This window comes from Flavobacterium gawalongense, from assembly GCF_007097265.1.
Classification (GTDB): Bacteria; Bacteroidota; Bacteroidia; order Flavobacteriales; family Flavobacteriaceae; genus Flavobacterium; species Flavobacterium gawalongense.
In genome coordinates this window covers 31,572-55,987 of the sequence record NZ_VJZP01000029.1, presented here as the reverse complement: position 1 = coordinate 55,987, position 24,416 = coordinate 31,572, and the positions used below count along the sequence as shown (strand labels likewise).

The 24,416-nt window shown below is 32.2% G+C and carries 21 protein-coding genes and 1 other RNA gene; 14 read left to right on the top strand and 8 right to left on the bottom strand.

What is annotated here, in order from left to right; translation table 11 throughout:
• The coding region (locus FNW38_RS13980) for an immunoglobulin domain-containing protein (protein ID WP_449404048.1) at positions 1 to 1,934 on the bottom strand (1,934 nt) is incomplete at its 3' end.
• Between the two features lie 546 nt (positions 1,935 to 2,480).
• Here FNW38_RS13980 and FNW38_RS13975 point away from each other — a divergent pair.
• The 4 genes from FNW38_RS13975 (at position 2,481) to FNW38_RS13960 (ending at position 6,959) form a co-directional block, all read left to right on the top strand.
• Positions 2,481 to 2,966: a SixA phosphatase family protein gene (locus tag FNW38_RS13975; protein ID WP_143388350.1), complete on the top strand. Its 486-nt coding sequence runs from the start codon at positions 2,481 to 2,483 to the stop codon at positions 2,964 to 2,966.
• Positions 2,967 to 2,971: 5 nt separating this feature from the next.
• The gene (ppk1, locus tag FNW38_RS13970) at positions 2,972 to 5,041 is read left to right on the top strand and encodes a polyphosphate kinase 1 (RefSeq protein ID WP_143388351.1); all 2,070 of its coding nucleotides are present in this window, start codon (positions 2,972 to 2,974) and stop codon (positions 5,039 to 5,041) included.
• A gap of 69 nt (positions 5,042 to 5,110) precedes the next feature.
• On the top strand, positions 5,111 to 6,001 hold the full coding sequence (locus tag FNW38_RS13965) for a Ppx/GppA phosphatase family protein (RefSeq protein ID WP_143388352.1): 891 nt from the start codon (positions 5,111 to 5,113) through the stop codon (positions 5,999 to 6,001).
• A 412-nt stretch (positions 6,002 to 6,413) separates the two neighbouring features.
• Complete coding sequence (locus FNW38_RS13960) at positions 6,414 to 6,959, top strand: TMEM175 family protein (RefSeq protein WP_317130172.1); 546 nt, start codon at positions 6,414 to 6,416, stop codon at positions 6,957 to 6,959.
• Between the two features lie 226 nt (positions 6,960 to 7,185).
• Here FNW38_RS13960 and FNW38_RS13955 read toward each other — a convergent pair whose 3' ends face one another.
• The 4 genes from FNW38_RS13955 to FNW38_RS13940 all read right to left on the bottom strand — a co-directional run bounded on the left by FNW38_RS13955 (position 7,186) and on the right by FNW38_RS13940 (position 10,701).
• The gene (locus FNW38_RS13955) at positions 7,186 to 7,569 is read right to left on the bottom strand and encodes a DNA polymerase III (RefSeq protein WP_235890208.1); all 384 of its coding nucleotides are present in this window, start codon (positions 7,567 to 7,569) and stop codon (positions 7,186 to 7,188) included.
• A gap of 260 nt (positions 7,570 to 7,829) precedes the next feature.
• The gene (gene dnaX / locus FNW38_RS13950; RefSeq protein WP_143388353.1) at positions 7,830 to 8,915 is read right to left on the bottom strand and encodes a DNA polymerase III subunit gamma/tau; all 1,086 of its coding nucleotides are present in this window, start codon (positions 8,913 to 8,915) and stop codon (positions 7,830 to 7,832) included.
• A 289-nt stretch (positions 8,916 to 9,204) separates the two neighbouring features.
• Entirely contained in the window at positions 9,205 to 10,317 is a 1,113-nt protein-coding gene (locus FNW38_RS13945; RefSeq protein WP_144064950.1) for a class I SAM-dependent methyltransferase, read from the bottom strand.
• A 75-nt stretch (positions 10,318 to 10,392) separates the two neighbouring features.
• Positions 10,393 to 10,701, bottom strand: a complete 309-nt coding sequence (locus FNW38_RS13940; RefSeq protein ID WP_143388355.1) for a hypothetical protein — start codon at positions 10,699 to 10,701, stop codon at positions 10,393 to 10,395.
• A gap of 121 nt (positions 10,702 to 10,822) precedes the next feature.
• Between FNW38_RS13940 and rnpB the strand changes: the two genes are divergently transcribed.
• The 3 genes from rnpB to FNW38_RS13925 all read left to right on the top strand — a co-directional run bounded on the left by rnpB (position 10,823) and on the right by FNW38_RS13925 (position 12,979).
• Positions 10,823 to 11,178, top strand: an RNA gene (rnpB, locus tag FNW38_RS13935) — RNase P RNA component class A.
• Between the two features lie 192 nt (positions 11,179 to 11,370).
• A complete protein-coding gene (locus FNW38_RS13930) occupies positions 11,371 to 12,321 on the top strand; it encodes a ketopantoate reductase family protein (RefSeq protein ID WP_143388356.1) in 951 nt (316 codons plus the stop codon).
• A gap of 100 nt (positions 12,322 to 12,421) precedes the next feature.
• Positions 12,422 to 12,979: a hypothetical protein gene (locus FNW38_RS13925; RefSeq protein ID WP_143388357.1), complete on the top strand. Its 558-nt coding sequence runs from the start codon at positions 12,422 to 12,424 to the stop codon at positions 12,977 to 12,979.
• Between the two features lie 74 nt (positions 12,980 to 13,053).
• Here FNW38_RS13925 and FNW38_RS13920 read toward each other — a convergent pair whose 3' ends face one another.
• A complete protein-coding gene (locus tag FNW38_RS13920; protein WP_143388358.1) occupies positions 13,054 to 13,653 on the bottom strand; it encodes an RsmD family RNA methyltransferase in 600 nt (199 codons plus the stop codon).
• Entirely contained in the window at positions 13,650 to 14,471 is an 822-nt protein-coding gene (locus FNW38_RS13915) for a DUF3822 family protein (RefSeq protein ID WP_143388359.1), read from the bottom strand. Before FNW38_RS13915 ends, FNW38_RS13920 begins: the two co-directional genes overlap by 4 nt.
• 154 nt (positions 14,472 to 14,625) lie before the next feature.
• Here FNW38_RS13915 and FNW38_RS13910 point away from each other — a divergent pair, with 154 nt between their 5' ends.
• The 7 genes from FNW38_RS13910 (at position 14,626) to FNW38_RS13880 (ending at position 23,186) form a co-directional block, all read left to right on the top strand.
• The gene (locus FNW38_RS13910; RefSeq protein ID WP_143388390.1) at positions 14,626 to 16,047 is read left to right on the top strand and encodes an ATP-dependent DNA helicase; all 1,422 of its coding nucleotides are present in this window, start codon (positions 14,626 to 14,628) and stop codon (positions 16,045 to 16,047) included.
• A 201-nt stretch (positions 16,048 to 16,248) separates the two neighbouring features.
• Complete coding sequence (ygiD, locus tag FNW38_RS13905; RefSeq protein WP_143388360.1) at positions 16,249 to 17,079, top strand: 4,5-DOPA-extradiol-dioxygenase; 831 nt, start codon at positions 16,249 to 16,251, stop codon at positions 17,077 to 17,079.
• Between the two features lie 110 nt (positions 17,080 to 17,189).
• Complete coding sequence (locus tag FNW38_RS13900; protein ID WP_143388361.1) at positions 17,190 to 18,416, top strand: HEPN domain-containing protein; 1,227 nt, start codon at positions 17,190 to 17,192, stop codon at positions 18,414 to 18,416.
• Positions 18,417 to 18,510: 94 nt separating this feature from the next.
• Complete coding sequence (locus FNW38_RS13895; protein WP_143388362.1) at positions 18,511 to 19,197, top strand: GNAT family N-acetyltransferase; 687 nt, start codon at positions 18,511 to 18,513, stop codon at positions 19,195 to 19,197.
• Positions 19,198 to 19,544: 347 nt separating this feature from the next.
• Positions 19,545 to 20,270 (top strand): 3-deoxy-manno-octulosonate cytidylyltransferase, encoded by a 726-nt coding sequence (gene kdsB, locus FNW38_RS13890; RefSeq protein ID WP_143388363.1) that lies wholly within the window; start codon positions 19,545 to 19,547, stop codon positions 20,268 to 20,270.
• A gap of 197 nt (positions 20,271 to 20,467) precedes the next feature.
• The gene (locus FNW38_RS13885) at positions 20,468 to 21,781 is read left to right on the top strand and encodes a M16 family metallopeptidase (protein ID WP_143388364.1); all 1,314 of its coding nucleotides are present in this window, start codon (positions 20,468 to 20,470) and stop codon (positions 21,779 to 21,781) included.
• 4 nt (positions 21,782 to 21,785) lie between these two features.
• Complete coding sequence (locus FNW38_RS13880) at positions 21,786 to 23,186, top strand: M16 family metallopeptidase (RefSeq protein ID WP_143388365.1); 1,401 nt, start codon at positions 21,786 to 21,788, stop codon at positions 23,184 to 23,186.
• A 401-nt stretch (positions 23,187 to 23,587) separates the two neighbouring features.
• Here the strand turns inward: FNW38_RS13880 and FNW38_RS13875 are convergent, their stop codons facing one another.
• Complete coding sequence (locus FNW38_RS13875) at positions 23,588 to 24,298, bottom strand: potassium channel family protein (RefSeq protein WP_143388366.1); 711 nt, start codon at positions 24,296 to 24,298, stop codon at positions 23,588 to 23,590.
• Positions 24,299 to 24,416 lie beyond the last annotated feature (118 nt).

Sequence of the window (24,416 nt, the reverse complement as noted above, 5' to 3'; positions counted from 1 at the left end):
ACTACAGCACTATCAGCGGCAGGGAAAGTTCCGTTGCAACCGTTAAGGGTAATGGCAGCAGGGTTAGAAGCTGTCGGAGCGTTTGTATCTTCAACTGTAATGGTTTGAACCAAATCTGTTTTGTTACCACCACAATCTGTTAAAGTATACGTTCTAGTTACAATGTATGGACTTCCTTTACAACCAGAAGCTTCATTATTGGTATCGGAAACAGTTATTGTAACTGGTCCGGAACAATTATCTGTTTCATCAGTTATATCCGTTATTTTTGCAGTTGGGACATCAGTTATACACTGTAAACCAGTAATATTGGCAGGTATTGTTGCAGTTGGAGCAATATTATCATCAATGGTATAGGTATAAAACCAATAACTAAAATTCCCACTTGAATCTGTATATTTATATTTATATTCTCTAGTTCCTTCACAGGTTAAAGGATTTGGACTATCTGTTGTTGAGAATAATACTCCATTAATTGTCCCAGAACAATTATCAGTTGCATTTGGTGGCGTTGGAGTAGTTGCAGCTGAAATACATGAAATAGTACTTGAACTATTTGTGGCATTTACTACAGGAGCAGTGCTATCTTCAACACTAACTTCGGCAGATAAAGATGTCTGCTCACATAAAGTTAATCCATTTATTATTTTTACTTTATAATCTCCGTTGGCTGTAACAACAAGTGTCGATGCTGTTTGCCCACCAATAGCTACATCGTCTTTATACCAAACATAAATTGGAGAAACTGCATTTGTATTAGCAGTTAATGTAGTCGTTAAACAAGCAGTTAGTATTCCGGTAATGGTTGCTGTTGGCAATGGATTGATGGTTGCTGTCACGGCAGTTCTGGCAGATGTACAAGAATTTTCGGTTGCATCCACATAATAAATTGTAGTTGATGCGATGCTTGGAGTTATATAAGAATTTCCAGTTGCTAAAGATGAACCGCCAGTTGGATCAGTATACCAGTTAATAATTCCTGCAGAAGCGGTTGCTCCCAGTGTTACAGAACCTGTCCCACAACGGGCTGAAGGTGTAGTTCCAGTGACTGTTGGCAAACTGCCTACTGTAATGTTAAAGGAGCACGTTTTTGTTTTAATTACACCGCTTGGACTAGTATATGTCGCAACATATTGTAAATCATGGGATCCAACGGGATAAAAACCGGTATTAGGTCCCGTAACGGTAAAGTCAACACCTGCAGAACATCCATCATCATTTAAAATAGCTTTAACCGCAATAATTGTGTCTCCTGTGTTTGCATTACTTGGTTTTGCACCTGTATAATGGAAAATAAATTTCAACCTGTAAACTCCTGTTATTTGAGTTGTGGCGCCATTGCCTGGATCAAAATCAGCAGCCCAACTATAAGTTGAGACACCCCCGGTTACTGTTTGAGTGGATAAGGATATATCAGGATGTGTTATATCACCCACTAAAATCAATTGAACAGTATAAGGGGCTGAACCATTGAAATTTACATTTATGGAAACATTAGTGTCGTCTTCAATTATTAAATAAGGTGTAGTAACTTTAGAATCGTTTGAATTATCACCATCACTTCCTGAAAATAATTTTAGATACCCACTACTACCTCCAACTCTTGAAATATAATTAAAATCCCAACATTCGGAACTTAATATTGACTCATTTAATTCAAATAACATTTGGAAATTGGCATTTGGATTACCGCCAATCGAACAAGTTTGGGAGACTGTAGGCGAATCCCAAGTGAAATTGGCACCAAGCTGACCATCAACAACCATATCTGCACATTTAAATTGGTCAGGAGGACAATTAGTTATACTAATACAATTATCACCATTTACAATACTTTTCGATTTCTGCGCATAGATGTTATTTAAATCAAAAATTATCGCTGTAAACACCAATATTAATGAAGTAATGAACCTTAAAAAAGTAATTTTTTTCATGATTTCTTATTTAATTTATTTGGGACAAAAACAAAATATTTATATAAATTAGATTGTTTTTAGATACTTAAAGACCAATATTCGATGCTAAACTAACTAGAATGATTTAATTATAATTTTTTTTCCTACCAATAACCTAAATACTCGTTGAAACGACATTTCTTGTTAAAAAAAAATTAAAAAAGGCTACTTATCAGCCTTTTTAAAGGTGATTTTAATTTCTTTTTATACTAATCCTGTTTCTTTTAAATAAAATTTTAACATTTAAAATCTATATTTTAAATTAATATTAACAAATAAAAAACATTATAAAATACTTAATCAGTTGATTATCTGTATTTTTTATTATTATTTCATAAGAATAATAGTATTTTTAAATAAATTATTTAACACGTTTACTTAGGTTTTTTTATAAGATTAATAATCATAAACTAGCTTTATTTTCATTATTTGTGTTTGAATAAAAATTAGATTTAAAAAATATTTTGTAATTTGTAATCTCAAATAAATTGATACAATGTCATTGATGAATAAAAACTTGTAAGTATGAAAAATCTAATATTAATACGACATGCAAAATCAAGTTGGGAAGCTCCGTTGCATGATAAAGATCGACCGTTGACTCATAAGGGAATGAAAGATGCTCATTTGGTATCTTCTAATGTAAGTGATTTTATTCCTAAGTCATATGTGATGTGGAGTAGCACAGCTGAAAGAGCCTCAGAAACAGCACTGATTTTTGCTCAAAATATATCGTATCCCATCGAATGTATTGATTACAAAGACGCGCTTTATACTTTTGATGAAAATAAACTGGAAAAAGTTGTTAAATCGTGCGATAATGGTATAGAAAGTGTTATTCTTTTTGGACATAATGAGGCTATTACAAATTTTGTTAATAAATTTGGAGATGCATTTATTAATAATGTTCCTACAGCCGGGTTTGTGTCTTTGCAATTTGATACAGACAACTGGGATACCATTAAAAAAGGCAAAACTAAAAAAATAATATTCCCCAAAGATTTAAAATAAATAAAGTGTTAGAACATAAATATATTGATAGAGAAAAAAGTTGGTTAGCGTTTAATGCAAGAGTACTTCAAGAAGCTGCAGATGATTCAGTACCATTATTGGACAGATTACGATTTTTAGGTATTTTTTCGAATAATATGGATGAGTTTTTCAGAGTTCGTTTTGCTGCTATCAGAAGATTAAGCCTCTCAGGAATATCTGGAGAGAAATACCTTGGTGGTATTTCGGCGCAACAATTAGTAAAAGATATTACCGAAATAGTAATTCAGCAACAATCCGAAAGTTTACGAATTTTAAACATCATCGAAACCAAACTGGGGAAAGAAAACATATTCATTATTAATGAAAATGAAATTTCCAGAGAGCAAGAAAATTTTTTAAAAGATTTTTTTATTCAAAAATTAAGTCCGGAATTAGTAACCATAATATTAAATGATTTAGCTGAGTTTCCTTTATTGAAAGATACTTTAGGATACTTGGCTGTAAAATTAGTTATGAATCAAACTGCTGAAGTTCGATATGCAGTTATTGAAATTCCAAAAACAATTAATCGATTTGTTGTTTTGCCTTCTAATAATGAAAAGCAATACGTAATCCTACTGGATGATGTTATAAGACATAATTTGAAAAGTATCTTTAATATTTTCGATTACGAAAGTGTTTCTGCACATATGATTAAAATTACCAGAGATGCACAGTTAGACATTGATAGTGATTTAAGTAAAAGTATGATTGAAAAAATTTCTACAAGCGTTAAAGATAGAAGAATAGGGGAACCGGTTCGCTTTATTTATGACCAGTTAATAGAAAAAGACACACTTCAATTTTTCCTTGATAAAATGAAGATTGTTTCTACTGACAGTATTATTCCTGGCGGTAGATATCACAATCGACGTGATTATATGAATTTTCCAAATCTTGGCAGATTCGATTTACTTTACAAAACGAATGAACCTTTGCCGATTCCAGGATTAAGTCTTCAAGGAAGTATATTAGAAAAAATTAGTACTAAAGATTATTTATTAAATGCACCTTATCAATCTTTTTCTTATCTCACTAAATTTTTACGGGAAGCAGCTCTTGATCCAAAGGTGACTTCCATAAAAATTACGTTATACCGATTGGCAAAAAATTCTCAGATAATAAGTTCTCTGATCAATGCCGCTAAAAACGGAAAAAAAGTTACTGTTCAAATAGAATTACAAGCTCGTTTTGATGAAGCTTCTAATATTTCGTATGCGGAGCAAATGAAAACAGAAGGTATTGAACTCATTTTTGGAATAAAAGGCTTAAAAGTACACAGTAAAATATGTGTAATCGAAAGAATTGAGAATGAAAAAATAAAACGATATGGTTTTATTTCTACAGGAAATTTTAATGAATCTACAGCAAAAGTATATACGGATGTCACTCTTTTTACAAGTCACCAACAAATTCTAAAAGATATTATAAAAATATTTGAATTTTTTGACATTAATTATCGAGTGCATCGTTACAAACATCTTATTGTTTCCCCTCATTACACCCGAACCCGATTCTACAAACTGATTGACAGAGAAATTTTACATGCATCAGCAGGCAGAAAGACTCATATAAAGTTAAAAATGAATAGTTTATCTGATTTTAAAATGATTGATAAATTATATGAAGCCAGTAATGCGGGAGTGAAAATACAACTCGAAATTAGAGGGATTTGTTCATTGATACCGGGGATTCCTGGGATGAGTGAAAACATTGAAGCGATAAGTATTGTAGATAATTATCTGGAACATTCCAGAATTTATATTTTTGGTAATGCTGGTCAAACGGAAGTTTATATTTCGTCGGCTGATTTTATGACCAGAAATCTGGACGGCAGAGTAGAAGTTACCTGCCCAATTTATGATCAAGAAATTAAAAATGAACTAATAGACAATTTTGATTTGGGTTGGAAAGGAAATGTAAAAGCGCGATATCATTCCTATAAATTAGATAATAAATATAGAGTAAGAAAGCATGATCCTGTTTTTAGGGCTCAATTAGAGACTTATAGATATTATCAAAACAAAATTGATGTATTAGAAGAAATTATTTAAAAAAGTGGTTTCATATTTGCTATTGTCCTCGAATAAAATAAGAAACTAAATTCAAATCATAGATTAAGAATGATTAAACTTAAAAAATATGCTGCAATAGACATCGGTTCAAATGCGATGCGTTTATTGGTTGTAAATGTTGTTGAGCAAGATGGGAAAGAACCTCAGTTCAATAAAAGTTCCCTTGTTCGAGTGCCTATACGGTTGGGGCAGGATGCTTTTACAGTAGGTGAAATTTCAGAAGAGAATATGGAACGAATGTGTGATGCCATGAAAGCATTCAATCTATTGATGAAAGTACATAAAGTGGAACGCTATATGGCATTTGCAACCTCAGCGATGCGCGAAGCCTATAATGGTAAGGAAGTAGTAGCAATGATTAAGAAAAAAGCAGATATCAAAATAGAAATCATTGATGGAAAAAAAGAAGCAGCAATAATCGCTTCAACGGATTTGCATCATCTGTTAAAAACGGACCAAACCTATCTTTTTGTGGATGTTGGAGGTGGAAGTACTGAATTTACTTTATTTTCAAATGGTAAAATGATTAATTCGAGATCATTCAAAGCTGGAACAGTTCGGTTACTTAATGATATGGTATGTGACGTTGTTTGGGATGAAATCGAAAAATGGATAAAAACAAATACCCAAGAATACGATGAAGTTACTTTAATAGGTTCCGGTGGGAACATTAATAAACTCTTCAAAATGTCGGGAAAAATGCAAGAAAAACCTTTGTCTTACATTTACATGAATTCTCAGTATGCTTTTTTGAATTCGCTTTCTTACGAACAAAGGATTTCAGAATTAGGATTGAATCCGGATCGTGCCGATGTAATTCTTCCCGCTACAAGAATTTATCTTAACGCAATGAAATGGAGTGGCGCAAGAAATATTTATGTACCCAAAATTGGACTTTCAGATGGTATTGTAAAAGCGATGTATTACGGTAAGATATAATTTATTATGACTGTCCGGTACTTGTACCAAGCTACATCTTATGAATAAATTTAGCTGTTTTGTCATTTCGACGAAGGAGAAATCACATAACGAGAGCAACTAATGAGATTTCTCCTTCGTCGAAATGACAAAATTAATTACATTGGTATTAGTAACGGACAGTCATATAATTTATATATAAAATTTGAATTTAAAGATTTATTTCAACTACAAGGAGAATAATCATAAATTGCCGCAAAGGCTCAAAGACACAAAGAAAATAAGTTACGAAGTATAGAAAATTAATCTATTTGCTTAAAACATAAAATCGTATGATTTAAAACTTAGTGCCTTTGTGACTTAGTGGCCAAAAAAATGGTTTTGTATTTGTGGTTGCTGAATAGTTATGAAATTTGAATTTAAAGATTTACTAATGAATAAAAACAGATTAGAGGCATTTAGCGATGGTGTTTTGGCTATTATAATTACCATTATGATACTGGAAATAAAAGTTCCGGAAGGGGAAAATTTTAGCGATCTACAATTACTTTTCCCTAAATTTATAAGCTATATATTAAGTTTTGTTTATGTAGGCATATACTGGAATAATCATCATCACATGCTGCAAAGTGTTACTAAAGTAAATGGTAAAATCCTTTGGGCGAACCTTCATTTGTTATTTTGGTTATCATTAATTCCGGTTTCAACAGGATGGATGGGGGAGCATAATTTTGCCAAAGCCACACTGGCTTTATATGGCTTCATACTTTTAATGGCAGGGATTTCCTATGTGATATTGCAAAATTTTATTATTGCCAGCCAAGGAGAAAATTCCCTGCTGAAAAAAGCGATAGGTAAAGATCTTAAAGGAAAATCATCGGCAGCATTATATATCATTGCGATTGTTTTTTCATTTTTTAATGAATGGGTTTCGGGCATTATATATATAGCTGTAGCCATGATGTGGCTCATACCCTGATAAAAGAATTGAGAAAGTAATCAATTCAAATTAATATGACTATCCGTAAATAATACTAAAGAAAAATTTAGCCACAAATTTCACGAATTTGTCACGAATTTTTATCCTTAAAAGAAAAATTAAACACTAATTCGTGAAATTTGTGGAAATTCGTGGCTAAAAAATAATTATAGTCCGCTAAGCGGAGAGTCATACAAATTAATATTATAACTCTTATTCCATAAGATTACGCATCCAAATCTAATCCAAATGTTGTTCGTAACAGTTCAATATTTGGATTTATTTCAAGAAGTCTGTTGTATCGGTCTTGGTCATTAAAGCTTCTTTTATTTTCAAAACTTTCATTCACAATAACTTCTATTGTAATATCATGATTGTGTAAATGACCTTTTAAATGACCTAAAAGTCCATTCAATTCTTTTTCAAAATCTAATTTGGAACCTTCATTAGGCAATTCAATTGAAATGGCAGTTCCATTCAATTTAGGATCGTTGATGAGTAATAACGATTCCATAATTTTATATCCTTTATCCCCTAAACGTTGCGCATATTTATTCCATTGCAACAACATTTCCGTTTCTGTAAAAGTTTCTGTTGGTAAATGAACCACTTCTTTTACTATCCCTTTATTGCTTTCTTCTAATGCTTTTTTGGCACGAATACTCGATAATGAAAATGCGGAAATTTTTGGTTCATTTGATGATGGAATATCAATTTTTACTGTAAGAGATGGAACTATAGGAGTAATATCTATAGCTTCCGGTTCTTTTTGTTGAACTGATTCTATAACTGGAATAACAGGTTTTGATTCTTCAGTTTCGGTTTGAACCGTTATTGAATAATCATTCTTCCTATAATAAATTGCTGGAATTATAAATTGGTCAACTTTTTTTTTTCTCCATCAAAAGTGATAGAGGCAAGTTGCATCAAACAAAGTTCAACAAGAAGCCGTTGATTTTGGCTCAGTTTGTATTTCAAATCACAATCATTTGCAATTTCGATTCCTTTTAAAAGAAAGTCTTGACTGCATTTTTGGGCTTGCACACCATACATTTGTTGTGCTTGTTCTCCAACTTCTAATAAAGATAAAGTAGCAGGGGTTTTGGAAACCAATAAATCTCTAAAATGGGAAGCTAATCCGGATACAAAATGATGTGCATCAAATCCTTTGGCAAGAATATCGTTGAAAGCGATTAATAAATCTGGAATTTTGTTTTCCAAAATTAAGTCGGTTACATTGATATATGTTTCATAATCCAATACATTCAGGTTTTCCGTAACGGCCTGACGTGTTAAATCTTTTCCACAAAAAGAAACCACTCTATCAAAAATAGACAAAGCATCACGCATCGCTCCATCTGCTTTTTGGGCAATGATATGCAAAGCGTCATCTTCAAAATTAACCCCTTGACTGGTGGCAACTTCGGCAAGATGTTCTTTAGCATCTTTTACAGTGATTCTTTTGAAATCAAATATCTGGCAACGAGAAAGTATCGTTGGAATAATTTTATGTTTTTCAGTCGTTGCCAATATAAAAATGGCGTGTTTTGGCGGTTCTTCTAATGTCTTTAAAAAAGCATTAAAAGCTGCCGAAGACAACATGTGAACCTCATCGATAATATACACTTTGTATTGTCCCGTTTGTGGCGGAATACGGACTTGGTCAATTAAATTTCTGATATCATCAACAGAGTTGTTGGAAGCAGCATCTAATTCGAAAACATTAAAGGCAAAATCTTCATTCGGATCATCATACCCTGGCTGATTTATTTTCCGAGCCAAAATACGGGCACAAGTTGTTTTTCCGACTCCACGAGGTCCTGTAAATAATAGGGCAGAAGCAAGGTGATTACTTTCTATGGCATTCAATAAAGTATTGGTAATGGCTTTTTGTCCTACAACATCTTTAAATGTTTGAGGACGATATTTACGGGCCGATACAACAAATTGTTCCATAGAATTTTTATTCGAAAGCAAATATAGGTTTTAATTTAAAGATGGAAAAATTTGCGGCTTGAAAGATTTTATAATTTAACAAAAGGGTATTTAGGACTCAAATGCTCTAGCCCTGATTACTTCACTGTACTATAATTTTTATAGGAGTTCAGTGAACTGCGTTTGAAGTGAAAATCCTTTTTCAGGCTTTTTCAGCCTAAAAAAAGATTGTAACAAAGAGCAGGAAACAGCTCCTAATTAAATTGTAATTTCAAAAAAATAAAATTTCTAAATCTGATTGAATAGTTTTTTAACTAAAAACAGTTTTTGGAGAATTTAAAAATTTCAAACCTGATAGCGGAAATTCTGGCACTCCTTTTTGTTGAATCAAAACCTTAAATTTTGGCCCCATATCAAACAATAATCTGTAATTCATTAATGCCTCATGGGCTGCCAATTGCAAATTATCCTTATTTTTAATTAAAGCAATATTTTGATATTCTTTAATACCGAGCGCTAATAAAAATTGTGCTTGATCCACGATACCGCAACAATCTAGTCCGTTTTGCGTGCCCCAATGCGATATAGCAGAGAAATTGGTATGAGATGTAATGTCTTGTTCTCCAATAAATTGATAAGGATTGTCATTTTTGTGATGTTTGTGATAACACAATAATGTACCGCAACTCCTGTGGTTGTGGTATAATTCAGAGGACAAGGAACCATAATCTATGGTAATTACATAACCTTTCTGTAAAGATTGTGAAACTTCTTTTATCCAAGATACCGCTTCCAAATTGACCTCCGTGCGAAATCCTTTTGGCAGTTGAGCATTTAATGTTTCGAAATAATGGGTGAGTTCTTTTTTTGCAGGTTTCAAAATTTCAATAAAATCCTCTTTATAGTCTACAAAGACTTCCTTAAGCTGTTCTTCCATAATTACCTGATGCACCGCAAAATTATCAACCAATTCATTTGATAAAATACAGCCATTAATCTCAGGAATTTCTTGAATGGAGTTATACCAACTTACTTTTTCATGCAAATGTTTTTTTTCAATTTCACGCATGCTGACACTTTTTTCGATGATACAATAGGTTAAGCTATCATACAAAGGGAGATTATTCTTGAGATAATCTAAAATATCATGACATAATAAACCGGTTCCAGCGCCATATTCAACAATTGTAAAAGGTTTTTTTTCTAAAATTTCCCACATTTCTTCGATTTGACGACCTATCATGGCCCCAAAGTCAGCAGAAATATAAGGGCTGGTGTAAAAATCTCCATTGGATCCTATCTTGTCCGGTATAGAATTATAATATCCCAATTCAGGATAATACAATGCCATTTCCATAAAATCCCGAAAAGATATTGGACCTTCTTTTTTGATTCGCTCTATTATTATTTCGGATAACTGCATCGAACTTAATAATTAATTTTTTTGGAAACCTTAAAAATGAAGTTCTTTTTTTTTAATAAGATGGCTATACAGCAACTAGAGTTTGCATTGCCCGCTACTTTCGATACATAACTTTTCCAAAACAAGTGCGGCATCATTGTCCGAATTTGCCGAAAAGCCAGCGACGAAAACTCCTTTTTCGCCTGAATCAGAGGTTATGCCATATACCACCGATTCTTCATCTGGATCAGCATCCCCTTCGTAGCGGTATACGTGTTTTACTTCATATTTATGCGGATTTGTTTTAATATCATCTTGATGAATATTAAAATCGTAGGTAAAGCCTTTTTCTTTTAAATCTTCTAAGGCTTCTAAAACTGTGGTATAATGGTAAGTTGGTTTCATGATTAATGGGAGATTAATTGTTATTTATAAAGATAACCATTTTATTTTTAAGTCGTTGCAAAAGACATGTTAAAGTAAATAATCTAAAATTGACATCCATGAAAAAATGTTGTAAATTCGCACCGCAGACCGCCTTATCGTTTTATGTTGAACTTGTTTCAACACCTGATTTCAGGTTCCGAATCGAGTTCGGAATAAAGAGGAAAGTCCGGACACCATAGGGAAGCATAGCGGGTAACACCCGTCGGTTCGAGCAATCGGATTAGGACAAGTGCAACAGAAAGTATGTACAGGTAATGCTGTAGTGAAACCAGGTAAACTCTATGCGGTGAAATATCAAGTATATCAGCATTTAAGGGCTTCTCGTCCGTTGTTGAAGGGTAGATAGCTTGAGCTTATGAGTAATTGTAAGCCTAGATAAATGATAAGGCTCCGATTTTTCGGAGACAGAATCCGGCTTATAGGTCTGCATTTTTTTTTACTGCTCAATGCATTTTTTTTGCCGCAAAGGCACAAAGACGCTAAATTTTTTTCTCCTTTTTACACTTTACACTTTTAGAATTATTTATCAATAACTCATTTTCTTTGAGACTTTGTGCCTTTGTGGCAAGTTTGATTACTTAACTTTGTTGTTTACTTTGAAATAGTGATATATGATCGACTTATAATATGAAAACAAGAATAGGGATTTTAGGATTAGGTGGAGTAGGCGGTTATTTTGGTGGATTATTAGCCAAAGCCTATACTCAATCTGAAGCAATAGAAATTGTATTTATTGCTCGTGGTGAAACCCAAAAAGCAATAGTACAAAATGGATTAAAAATTATTTGCTCCGCCAGTTCGCTATCGCTCGGGTCAGATGAAAGTGAAATGATTGTTTTTCCAAATTTGGTTTCGAATGATCCCGAAGAAATCGGGAAATTGGATTACCTTATTTGCGCTACTAAAACCTACGATATAGAAAGTAGTTTTCTTTCTATAAAAAACTGCATTACGCCAAAAACAATAATTCTTCCTTTATATAATGGTGTCGATGCCACGGAACGCATAGAAAAGCTGTTTCCTGAAAATACTGTTTTGCAAGGTTGTGTTTATATTATTTCTATGATTGTATCTCCCGGAGTTATTCGGAAAATTGGTCCTTACGAAAAACTGTTTTTTGGTTCTAAAACAGCACCAATTTCAAAATTGAATGAATTGCAATCCATTTTCGAAAAAGCTGCTATCGAAAGTTATCTTGTTGATACTATCGAAGAAACAGTTTGGGAGAAATTCATTTTTATTTCTGCTTTGGCTTCGGCTACTTCGTATTTGAATCAAAATATTGGTGCTATTTTGAATAATGCAGCTAACAAAGCAATTTATATTTCATTGCTAAATGAGATTACTTCTGTCGCTTTCGCAAAAGGATTAGCGTTGCCAAATGACATTGTGGTTCAAACGATTGTCAAACTGGAAAAATCTCCTCAAGACGCCACTTCATCGATGCACAGAGATTTATTGGCTGGAAGAAATACCGAAGTAGTTTCTTTGACAAAATATGTTGTGGATCAAGCAGTGAAATTTGGAGTTGCAACACCTACGTATCAAATGATATTAGAGAAATTAACGAGAGATTGAGTTTATTATTAAAATAAAATTCTGACAAATTAAAATTTATTATTATGTTTGCTCCCGATATAAATCAAATGATATATCGAGAACTTAATAATAATTATACATGCAATTACCAGTATTTAAAAATGGTAAAGCAGCTATTTTAGCTGTTTTTATTTTAATGACAATTTTACATTCTAACGCACAAGAAAAACCAGCCGTAGAAAAAAGTCAATTTAAAATTAATGTATTACTTCCGGGATTTGTTTACGAACACGGTCTAAGTAATAAAAACACGCTTTATTCAGAATTGAGTTCAGGTTATGGATATACATCGAATAGTTTTGGGAAAACCTGGATCTTTTATCCTTACATTAATGAACAGTTTCGTCATTATTATAATTTAGAGAAAAGGGCAGGAAAGGGAAAAATTACTTCCCATAATTCAGGAGGATTTGTTGCTATGTCCGCTTTTTATAATTTCAGATCAATTTCAACGAATAATAACTTTTTATCCGAAAATTCATCGATTACTGTAGCGCCGGTTTGGGGTTTTCAAAGAACCTACAAAGGGAATTTTAATCTTGATTTGAATATGGGCGTTGGTTATAATTTTGAAAAAAATGACAGTGGTTTAGTGCCTGTATTAAACTTTACTTTGGGTTGGGTAATTGGTAAATAATTACTTTAATTCTTTAATTAAAACAGAAAAGCTCTTGGAATTTCAAGGGTTTCTCTATTTATAGAATATCGAGATTATTCTTCTTCGTCATCGCTTTGGGTTGATTCATTTTCAGAATCTTCCATGTCATTATCAGCGTTTATTTCAAAAAAACTAAAAATAGAACCACCGTAACTTTTCTTAAACGAAAAATGAATCATGTGATCCAGTTTGGTATATTTTGAATGCTCGATTACCATCATTCCTTCGTCATTAAGTAACTCCTTTTCGAAAACCAATACTATAATTTTCTCAAAGGTCTTTTGGTCTAATGCGTATGGAGGATCAGCAAAAATAATATCATACGAAGTTTTACATCTTTCTAAATAGGTGAAAACATCGCTTTTTGTGGCAGCAATATTAAAATCATACTCAGAGGCAACTTGCTTGATGAATTTTACACAACCAAAATCAGCATCAACGGAAGTGATTGGCGTGCTGCCGCGCGAGGCAAATTCAAAACTGATATTTCCGGTTCCTGAGAATAAGTCTAATATTTTTAGTCCTTCAAAACTAAAATGGTTGTTCAGAACATTGAATAATGCTTCTTTAGACATATCGGTGGTGGGGCGGACTGGTAACCCTTTTGGTGGAAAAATGCGTCTTCCTTTGTGTTTTCCTGAAATGATTCTCATGAGTTGAAAAGTATAAAATGATTTCTGTTTTCGGCCTCAGAAAAATAATTGTTCCATCGCAAATCTTCCACATCAATAAGTGAAACGTTGCGAATGTATTTGTAAGCGATTTTGAAATAATCACTTTCGGTATCAATATTTCCGATTAATTCCAATGGGAAGTTTTCGGGATTTAAATTCAATTGTTCGGCTGTAAATAAAATGTAATACAAGAAATCTTCTGGCGTGTTGTAATCAAAAGAATTGAAAAGCAATAATTTTTGGTTCTGAACCACAATGATTTCAAAATGACCCGAATTGATGTGAATGAACATCTTTTTCTCATCCTTATTTTTGGAAGCAACCAAAAGTTTCGAAACCAAAATACTATTGGCATGTTTGTAATCGAAAGAACCAAATTGGTCAATAAAAAAATTATTGATATTCACATACGGAATATAAACTGCATTCATTTGATAGTTTGGAATTTCATCAAAAGCAAAAAAATCGGTTTCAAAAACCTTGGTATTGTATTGCAAATAACTGCCTAAAAAGTTCTCGTCAAAAAGAGCTGTGGGAACAAAAGTGGAAAGATTATTATTGTGAATGACCAAAATTTCATCATACGAATTCTTTAATTCCGGATAATCCCGAAATGCATCACCAAACAATTCTTCAATTTTTGTGGCTTTATGAAACGTATCAAAATGCACTTCGTTAAATGAAGTTACCGTATTGTTAAGTGTGTCAAAACAACAAAAAGAAAGTCCAGTCAAGGAAACTTGAATGGACAGTTTTTTATATTTTTTTTCGGTGATATTTGTGTTTTGTATTGACATAATTTGATTTTCAATCCATTTCTACCTTTATATATAGTACAAGAATTAAACTCGGAGACAAACTTACAATTTTTTTTGATTCTAATGCCAATTTATGCAATTGCCTCGATTTTCATACTTATATTTGATGTTCATTTATAGCAATCACCTTCACATGAATTCCTCCTTGTTTTACAGTCTTTTACAGAGAAAATTTCCTTTTCAGCCAACTTATAAACAAGATATTTTTTTTCAAAAAATTGCTATTTTTTTAACCGAAGCCGATAATAAGACCATTTTCGTTTTAAAAGGATACGCAGGAACTGGAAAAACAACCGTGATTTCTACGATTGTAAATAGTTTATTGGACATTAATAAAAAATATGTTTTGCTGGCACCAACAGGTCGAGCAGCCAAAGTAATTGCTAATTATTCGAATAAACCAGCTTTTACAATTCATAAAAAAATCTATTTCCCAAAGAAATCTTCCGGTGGTGGCGTTTCGTTTACGTTGCAACAAAACAAACATAAAAACACGATTTTTATAGTTGATGAAGCGTCGATGATTTCGGATACCAATTCGGATTCTAAGTTATATGAAAACGGTTCCTTATTAGATGATTTGATTTCTTATGTGTATTCAGGAACCAATTGCAAAATGATTTTATTGGGAGATACGGCTCAGTTGCCTCCGGTGAATTTGGATATCAGCCCCGCTTTGGACATTCGCACTTTAGGAATAAATTATGATAAGGAAGTAGAACATATCGAATTGGACGAAGTCATGCGTCAGGAAGAAAGTTCCGGGATTTTGCATAACGCAACCGAACTTAGGGAGTTATTGAAAGATTCCTTTATCGATGAATTCAAATTTAATGTCAAGAAATTCAAAGATATTGTTCGTTTGACCGATGGATACGATATTCAAGATGCCATCAATTCAGCCTATAGTAATTATAGTATAGAAGATACCGCTTTTATTGTTCGTTCCAATAAAAGAGCGAATCAATATAATGAGCAAATCAGAACCAAAATCCTCGATAAAGAAAGCGAACTTTCCACAGGCGATTTCCTGATGGTGGTGAAGAACAATTATTTTTGGTTAAAAGATTCTGATGAAGCAGGTTTTATAGCCAATGGCGATATTATCGAAATATTAGAAATTTTCAATATCAAAGAATTGTACGGTTTTAAGTTTGCCAAAGTAAAAATCCGAATGATCGATTACCCCAATCAGATTCCGTTTGAAACGGTATTATTAATGGATACCATAAAAAGCGAATCACCTTCTTTGACGTATGAAGAATCCAATAGATTGTATCAGGAAGTGTTGAAAGATTATGAAGGCGAAACCAAGTATAAACAATTCCAAAAAGTAAAAGCCAACGAATATTTCAATGGTTTGCAAGTGAAATTCTCGTATGCGATTACGTGTCATAAATCACAAGGTGGGCAATGGAATACTGTTTTTATAGAACAACCGTATTTACCGGATGGAATCAATAGAGATTACATCCGCTGGTTGTACACCGCAATGACCAGAGCAAAAAATAAATTATATTTGATAGGCTTTAAGGATGAAAATTTTGTGGAGTAAAAAAATATTAAACACGAATTTCACGAATTTTCACGAATTAATTAAAATCTAAAATTGATACGAATTTGAAAAAATAATAATTCAATCTGAATTATGAATATTCACACCCTTTTAATTGAAGTTAAAAAATTCGTGAAAATTCGTGAAATTCGTGTTAGCTTTTTTTCAATTACTGAGTGTAATCATAAATCATTATTTATTATGAATACTTTAAACGACTTACATAAAATTTCAGGCTCTTTTTCGAATACCGAAAAAATGCCGGTGCTGTTTTTGGGACACGGAAGCCCGATGAACGCGATTGAAGAAAATCAGTTTGTGACTGGTTTTCGAAACTTGGCTAAAACGTTGCCGCAACCGAATGCTATTTTGTGTATTTCGGCGCATTGGTTTACCAAAGGGACAAAGGTTACCGCAATGGAAATGCCAAGAACGATTCACGACTTTGGCGGTTTTCCACAAGCGTTATTTGATGTGCAATATCCAGCAAAAGGAAGTCCTGAATTAGCGATAGAAACAAAACAATTGTTGACACCGGTAGAAGTAGAGTTGGACGAACATTGGGGTTTGGATCACGGTGCTTGGAGTGTAATCAAACATTTATATCCAGAAGCTAATGTTCCCGTGATTCAGTTGAGTATTGACTACACAAAATCCGGGCAATACCATTTTGAGTTGGCTCAAAAATTAAGTGCGTTGCGTACCAAAGGAATCTTGATTGTTGGCAGTGGCAATATTGTTCATAATTTGAGATTGGTCGATTATCACAACTTCGATAAAGACAATTACGGTTACGATTGGGCAATTGAAGCAAGGGAAACGGTAAATAATTATTTAGTGGACGGGAATTTTCAACCGCTGATTGATTTTGAAAAACAAAACAAAGCGTTTCAATTAGCGATTCCTACGCCGGAACATTATTTACCTTTACTATATACTTTGGGATTAAAAGGAAAAACGGAAGAACTCAGTTTGTTTAATGATAAATTATTGGCGGGTTCGTTAAGTATGACATCGGTGAAGATTATGTAGGATGGTTTTGTGAAATAAATCTTATATTTGGGTTATGCTATTGATGATAAATTTTATAACAGGATTATGTTTTAAGTCAGCGGCAATATTTTTAGAAATTAAGAAATTATATGAAATACACAAACGAAGCCAAACTAATAAATGAATTAATTACAATTTCTCAAGTTATTCATCAACATCAACAAAATGATAAATTTGCCGAGTCTTTTGGATTTGATGAAGAAAATATTTCATTTTTAGGTTTAATAAATATTAATAAATACAAACAATCGATTGAAAAACTATATGGCGCAAATAAATCAATTTTTGAAACATTTAGTTTTATTAAATTTCAAAATAGAATAATAGAATTAATTAGAACTTTAAAAGGTGAAAAAACACAATGTAAAGCTGAAAATTTCAATGATATTATAAATGAAATAATAAGAATTGAAATAATTGAACATGAAATTTTTTATCCTTTTTATGGAGCACAAATGAATTCAGATTCACTAAAATTCGGAGATTTTACTATCTATAATAAACAAAAATGTAAAGAACTTTTAAATGAAAAATCTTTTATAACTAACGATAAGGATTTATATTTTGAAATTATAAAATCTGACTTATTAATTAGTATAAAAATAGACGCTAGAGAGAGTGATAAAGCCTTTGAAATTGCGGATAAATATTGTATGTCATTTGAAAATGTTTTCAGTTATATACTTGCAGATTTATCACATGATAAAAGAATAGGAATATTTAACTTTAGAGGCTATTCAACAATGGGAACAATAATTTCAAGTGATTTTGGATTAGGCTTTAGAGGTAAAAATGATGTAATATTAAGTTTAAACCTAGATTATAATTATTCTAGCCATTTTAATAATAATGAATTGGGTAATGATAAAATTTGGTTTTTAATAACGAAAAGAGATAAAACAGAAATTGAAAAAAGATTATTGAATGCTATAGAATGGGTTGGAAAAGCAATAAACGATAGAGACAATCCAAAATCTTTAATCCAATTTGTATTTGCAATTGAAGGAATGCTTCAATATGATGAAAAAACATTTGTAAATCAATCCATTGTAAGTCAATTAGCAGATTCGTTAGCCTTTATAATATCTGAAGAAAAGGAAGAACGAAAAGAAATATCAAAAAAATTTAAAGATATCTATAAAAAACGATCTAGTATAGCTCATGGTTCAAATACAAAAATTGATTTTGAGGATTTAGAAAAAGCATTTGAAATTACCAAAAATATGATAATTTCGTTTTTAATTAAAAGTCCTTTCAAAGAAATGAAGTCAATGGAAAGTTTAAATAACCATATGATAAATTTAAAATTCAATTAATAATAACTTAGTCTCGTTCGTGACCACAAACTAATATAACTTCTTCTTTTAAGAATAATAATCTCTAAAATCAACCTCTAAAAACTAAATTATTGTGAAAACACAAGACAATAAAAAATTAGATAATCCGGTTTGGTTTTCGTTATCAGAAACGCATCAAAGTTTTGCGGTAGATTATGACAGAATAAAATTCTATCATCCGGATTATTGTCCGTTTGGTGGTTTTGTAAAAGACAATGCGATTGCAAAGTCTATCGATGAATATTCTACTAAAGTTGACAATTTTTTTGTTGTTGGAGAAAAACCGGAACTTTCAAATCTATTGAAGTTAAATAAAGAAGTGATTTGCCTTCAAATGATTGTTTATGATCCAATCGATATTGTAATTAATGAACAAATAATAAAACTTACTGACGAACATATTGATACTTTATATGAGTTGGTGAACTTGGTACAACCAGGGTATTTTAAAAGAAAAACCGCTTTATTAGGCAATTATTATGGTATTTTAAAAAATGAAGAACTTGTTGCCGTGACTGGTGAGCGCATGCAAATGAATAATTTTGTTGAAGTAAGCGCAGTAGTAACACATCCCAATCATACTGGAAAAGGATATGCGAAACAATTAGTTGCTCATACTGTAAATGAAATCTTTAATCAAAATAAGATTCCTTATTTGCATGTGATTGAAGATAATAGTGGAGCAATACAACTCTACGAGAAATTAGGTTTTGAAATTCGACGAAAAATTAGTTTTTGGAATATCACAAAGTTAACTTAAGTCGAGAGAAGTTAGAACAGTTTTGTAACTCATAAAAAAACATACTAACTTAGTCGCCAATTAGCTCGATTGTTCTGAGCTAGCTTAAACCTCTCGCTTGTGACCATAATAAATGAGAATTAATATTTTGTGTTCGATACGAGCGGGCAATGACATTAAGTTAAGGATTCGTCACTTCGAGTAATTTTGAACATTAATGCGACAGCTTTAATGTTCAAAATTACTCGAAGTGACGGTCAAAACTGCTTAACCTAATGACATTGTACGAGCGGGACACTCTCACCAGCAAAAGATTAAAAATAAAACTTTGCGACTTAGTGTCTTCGTGGCAAAAAAAAAATACAAAAATGAAAATAATAGCAGTCATTCCCGCGCGTTACGCATCCACACGATTTTCCGCCAAACTCATGCAGGATTTGGGTGGTAAAACGGTGATTTTAAGAACTTATGAAGCCGCAATAAACACCCATTTATTTGATGATGTTTTTGTGGTAACGGATTCTGATTTAATTTATAGCGAAATTTTTTCTCATGGTGGAAAAGCCATTAGAAGTATTAAGGAGCATGAATCGGGGAGTGATCGAATTGCCGAAGCGGTTGAAAATCTGGATGTGGATATTGTGGTGAATGTGCAAGGGGATGAACCATTTATAGATGTAGAGCCTCTGGCAAAACTGATTGAAATTTTTAGAAATGATTTGGATGAAAAAGTGGATTTAGCTTCTTTGATGCGTGAAATAACAGACGAATACGAAATCGAAAACCCCAATAATGTAAAAGTAGTGGTGGATCAAAACGGATTTGCCTTGTACTTTTCGCGTTCGGTAATTCCGTATGCTAGGGAGAAAAATGTGGGTGTAAGATACATGCAACACATCGGGATTTATGCTTTTAGAAAACAAGCTTTGTTGGATTTTTACCATTTACCCATGAAATCATTGGAAGCATCCGAAAAACTGGAGCAATTACGTTATCTAGAATTTGGAAAACGAATCAAAATGGTTGAAACTACACATGTTGGAATTGGAATTGATACTCCCGAAGATTTAGAAAAAGCTAGAAAAATGCTTTAAGAATAGCCACAAATTCACGAGTTTTTCTTCAGTAAGATTTGAAAAAAATCAGTGAATTAGTGGCTAAAAAAATAGTTAACATTTGCTGAATCACCCATTTAAATGTTATAAAAAAGCCATGAATTTAACATCATTGTTATAAAATTGTAAATAGTCAATAAAATTTATTAGTTTTAACGTAACTAATTTATTGACCTATGAAAAAAATAATGCTCCATCTTATTTTTTTGGGATCCTTTTATGGACATGCACAAATGAAAGCAGATGATGTAAAAACGTTTACACTTACAAACGGAATGAAGTTTCTGGTTGTGGAAGATTTCTCCATTCCAAATGCCAATATGTATTTGTTTTATAAGGTGGGAAGCCGAAACGAATATCAAGGTATCACTGGACTTTCTCATTTTTTTGAACACATGATGTTCAATGGAGCTAAAAAATATGGTCCAAAACTCTTTGACCAAACCATGGAATTTAACGGTGGTGCTAATAATGCCTATACTACTGAAAATGTTACGGTCTATTCCAACTGGTTTCCAGCATCAGCATCTGAAGTTATATTTGATCTTGAGGGGGATAGAATTTCCAGTTTGAGTATTGATCCTACTATGGTAGAAAGTGAAAGAGGTGTGGTTTTGAGTGAGCGTCGTACAGGGCTTGAAAATTCTCCATGGCGTCTATTGTCACAGTCTGTGCAGGCAACTGCTTTTCAGGAACATCCCTACCATTGGCCAGTTATAGGGTATGAAGATGATATGAAAAATTGGACACAACAAGATTTGGAACGCTATTTTAAAACCTATTATGCTCCAAACAACTGTGTCGTTGTAGTTTCTGGAGCTATCAAAATGAAACAAGTTAAGGAATTTGCTAAAAAATATCTTGAAATTATTCCTGCACAAGCAGCTCCACCTAAAGTTCACATTATTGAACCTGCTCAAACTGGGGAACGAAGAATAATTGTTAAAAAAGAAGTAGCAACTCCATATCTCATGATTGGGTATCATACGCCAGAGTCTAAAAATGAGGATTATTATGCATTGAATATTCTTAGTTCTGTTCTTTCAAGTGGGAATTCATCTCGATTGTATGCTTCATTAATAGATCAAAAACAATTGGCCACTCAGGTATTTACTGATTTCAGAGATAGTTTTGATCCTAAGCTTTTCAATGTATATGCTGTTGCTAATAAAGATGTTAAAGAGGCTGATTTAGAGCAAGCGATTTATGTTGAGATTGAAAAAATAAAAAAGGAAGGCATTAGTGAAACAGAACTTCAGAAAATAAAAAACCAGAAACTGATGGAATTTTACTCCCAAGTAGAAACCATCGATGGAAAGTCAAATAATATAGGTACATACGAAGTGTTTTTTGGAGATTATCGAAAAATGTTCAACGCACCGGCTAACTATAATAAAATTACCGTAGCTGATGTGCAGAATGTTGCCAAAAAATATTTTACAAAAAGTAACAGAACCGTAGGAGTATTAAAAACAAATGTAGAAGATTAACTTTATGAAACAGATCAACCAAAAACTCATAATATTCTGCCTACTGGTGATTACCAGTATAAATCTATCGGCGCAGAGTTTTAAATTACAAAATTACACCACTTTTAAATTACCAAACGGCCTAACAATTAATCTGATGGAACAGCATGATGTTCCTGTCATCAGTGTTTCAGCCATACTGCCAGCCGGTGCAATTTATGACTACGATAAAGCAGGTTTAGCATCATTAACCGCTACAGCTCTTAAACATGGTACTAAAAATTTCACAAAGATAAAACTAGATGAAGAATTGGACTTCACAGGAGCTGATGTAAGTACTTATGCTTCCAAAGAATTTTCTGGTCTTTCTTCAAAATTTGCAGCTAAGGATAAAGACAAAGTACTCGCTATCATTAAAGAAATACTACTCAATCCTGTTTTTGATACTTCAGAATTTGAAAAAGAAAAAAGTCGTTTATTAGTTACACTTGAACAACAAAAGGAAAGTCCACGATTAGTAATAGGATCATATTTTGATTCACTTTTGTACGGAAATCATGTATATGGAAATGTTTTAAGTGGAAATAATTCAACTGTTAGTAAATTAACGGTTAATGATGTTAAAGATTTTTATAAAACAAATTATAAACCTAATAATGCTGTTATAAGTATTGTTGGAGATTTTGCTACTAATGAAATGAAAGCAAAACTAACCAAGTTGTTTTCTGGTTGGGAAAAATCAGCAAAAGAAGAAGAAAATCCAGCATCAAAAACGATTAACATTCCTACTGAAAATAAGGTATTACTAGTCAATAAAGGCGATGCTAAGGAGACAACATTTTATATTGGAGCACCGGGTGTGAATAGAAACAATCCAGATTATGTAGCTATTGATGTTGTCAATACATTATTTGGAGGACGTTTTACTTCCATGCTAAATGATGAACTTAGAGTAAATTCTGGTTTGACTTATGGTGCTTCAAGTAGATTTAATGCTTTAAAGAATGGGGGGTCTTTTGTAATTAGCACTTTTACAGCCGTTAAAACGACGGAACCAGCAATTGATAAAGCTTTGGAAGTATTGAATAAATTACATACAAATGGTATTGATGAAAAATCATTAAGTTCAGCCAAAAATTATGTGAAAGGACAGTTTCCACCGCGTTATGAAACAACAGAGCAATTATCAAACTTACTGTCTCAAATGTTTTGGTATAATTTTGATAAATCTTTTATCGATAATTTCGAAAAAAATGTAGATGGTCTGGATTTGGTAAAAGCCAACCAAATTATTGCCAAATATTTCCCTAAGGATAAGTTACAATTTGTACTTGTAGGAAAATCAGAAGATATCAAAAAAATTGCTGAAAAATATGGTAAAGTTACTGAACTGGAAATAAAGGATGATATAAAGAAAGTAAATTAATAAAATGAAAATAGGGGATTAGGTTCCTACCGCATGGACACAAGTTTAAAGTAGGACACAGATAACACAGATTTTATCATATTATAAAAAAGTTAGCCACGAATTTACTCGAATTAATTAGTGAAAATTAGTGAAATTCGTGGCTGAAATTTCGTCTAAATATTTGTGTCCACACGGTAGGATTAGGTTCCCCTATTTTTTTGGAATAAAATCTATGTTTTTAGTCATTACTGAAAATTAAGATGTTTTGGAAATATATCTTTAAATATAAAAACCAATGTATAATACTAAGAATGGAATCATTATTTCAAAAATTTAATTCTAAAAAAAGTAAAAATGTGTGAATTGAAACGGAATTGATACCTTAGAAGATTTAGAAAAAGCGAGGAAGATGATTTAAACTAACCTTCATTTTCAAAGTCAAAATAACCTTTAGTTTTTATTTTAGTAGAGAAAAAATTTAAAAATAAGACTACAAAAAATAAAAATAATAACGCCTGTATGCTCACTAGTACTTTTCCTAGTGTGGTAACGGGATAAAAATCGCCATAGCCAATAGAAGAGGAGGTAATTGTGCTAAAATAAACCGCATCAAACCAATGAGTGAATGGTTTATTCATAAAATTATCGCAGGAATACAAAACGCCAAAAGCCAACACAATTTCTACATAATTTAGGAAAAGCAATAACATAGACCTTTTATAGGAGCGTGGTTTTGAAAACAAATCGGAAGCAAAAATTAAAGTAGGGATGTACAAAACGGTTTCCAGTAAAACATAAATCAATATCACAATAACAAAACCATTAGTCTGCCATTGATTAATTAGAGTTACTAATGGAAATATAACTTTAAGCAAAACATAAAAGTCAATAGCTAAATCCTGATATTCAACTCCTTTTCGGGAAGCCAGATATTTGATGTAAATTCCAGGAAACAGTAATTGCGATGAGGAAAGAAACAAACGAACTATTTTTTCTATTCCGTTATCATCTTGATGATCATTATTCCAAATCGCTTTTATATTTTGAACACGCTTTTCAACAGGATTGATTTTTGGTTTAGCAACTATTGGGACATTTCCTAAAAGAAGTTTTTTTATGATTTTTTTCATATCATTATCGGTTAGGAAATTCATATCTAAAGTACAAAATAATTGTCGTATTTTAAATATATTACACTTGTATTTAATTGTAATAATCTTATTAATAGTAGCTTAAAAATAAATGCTT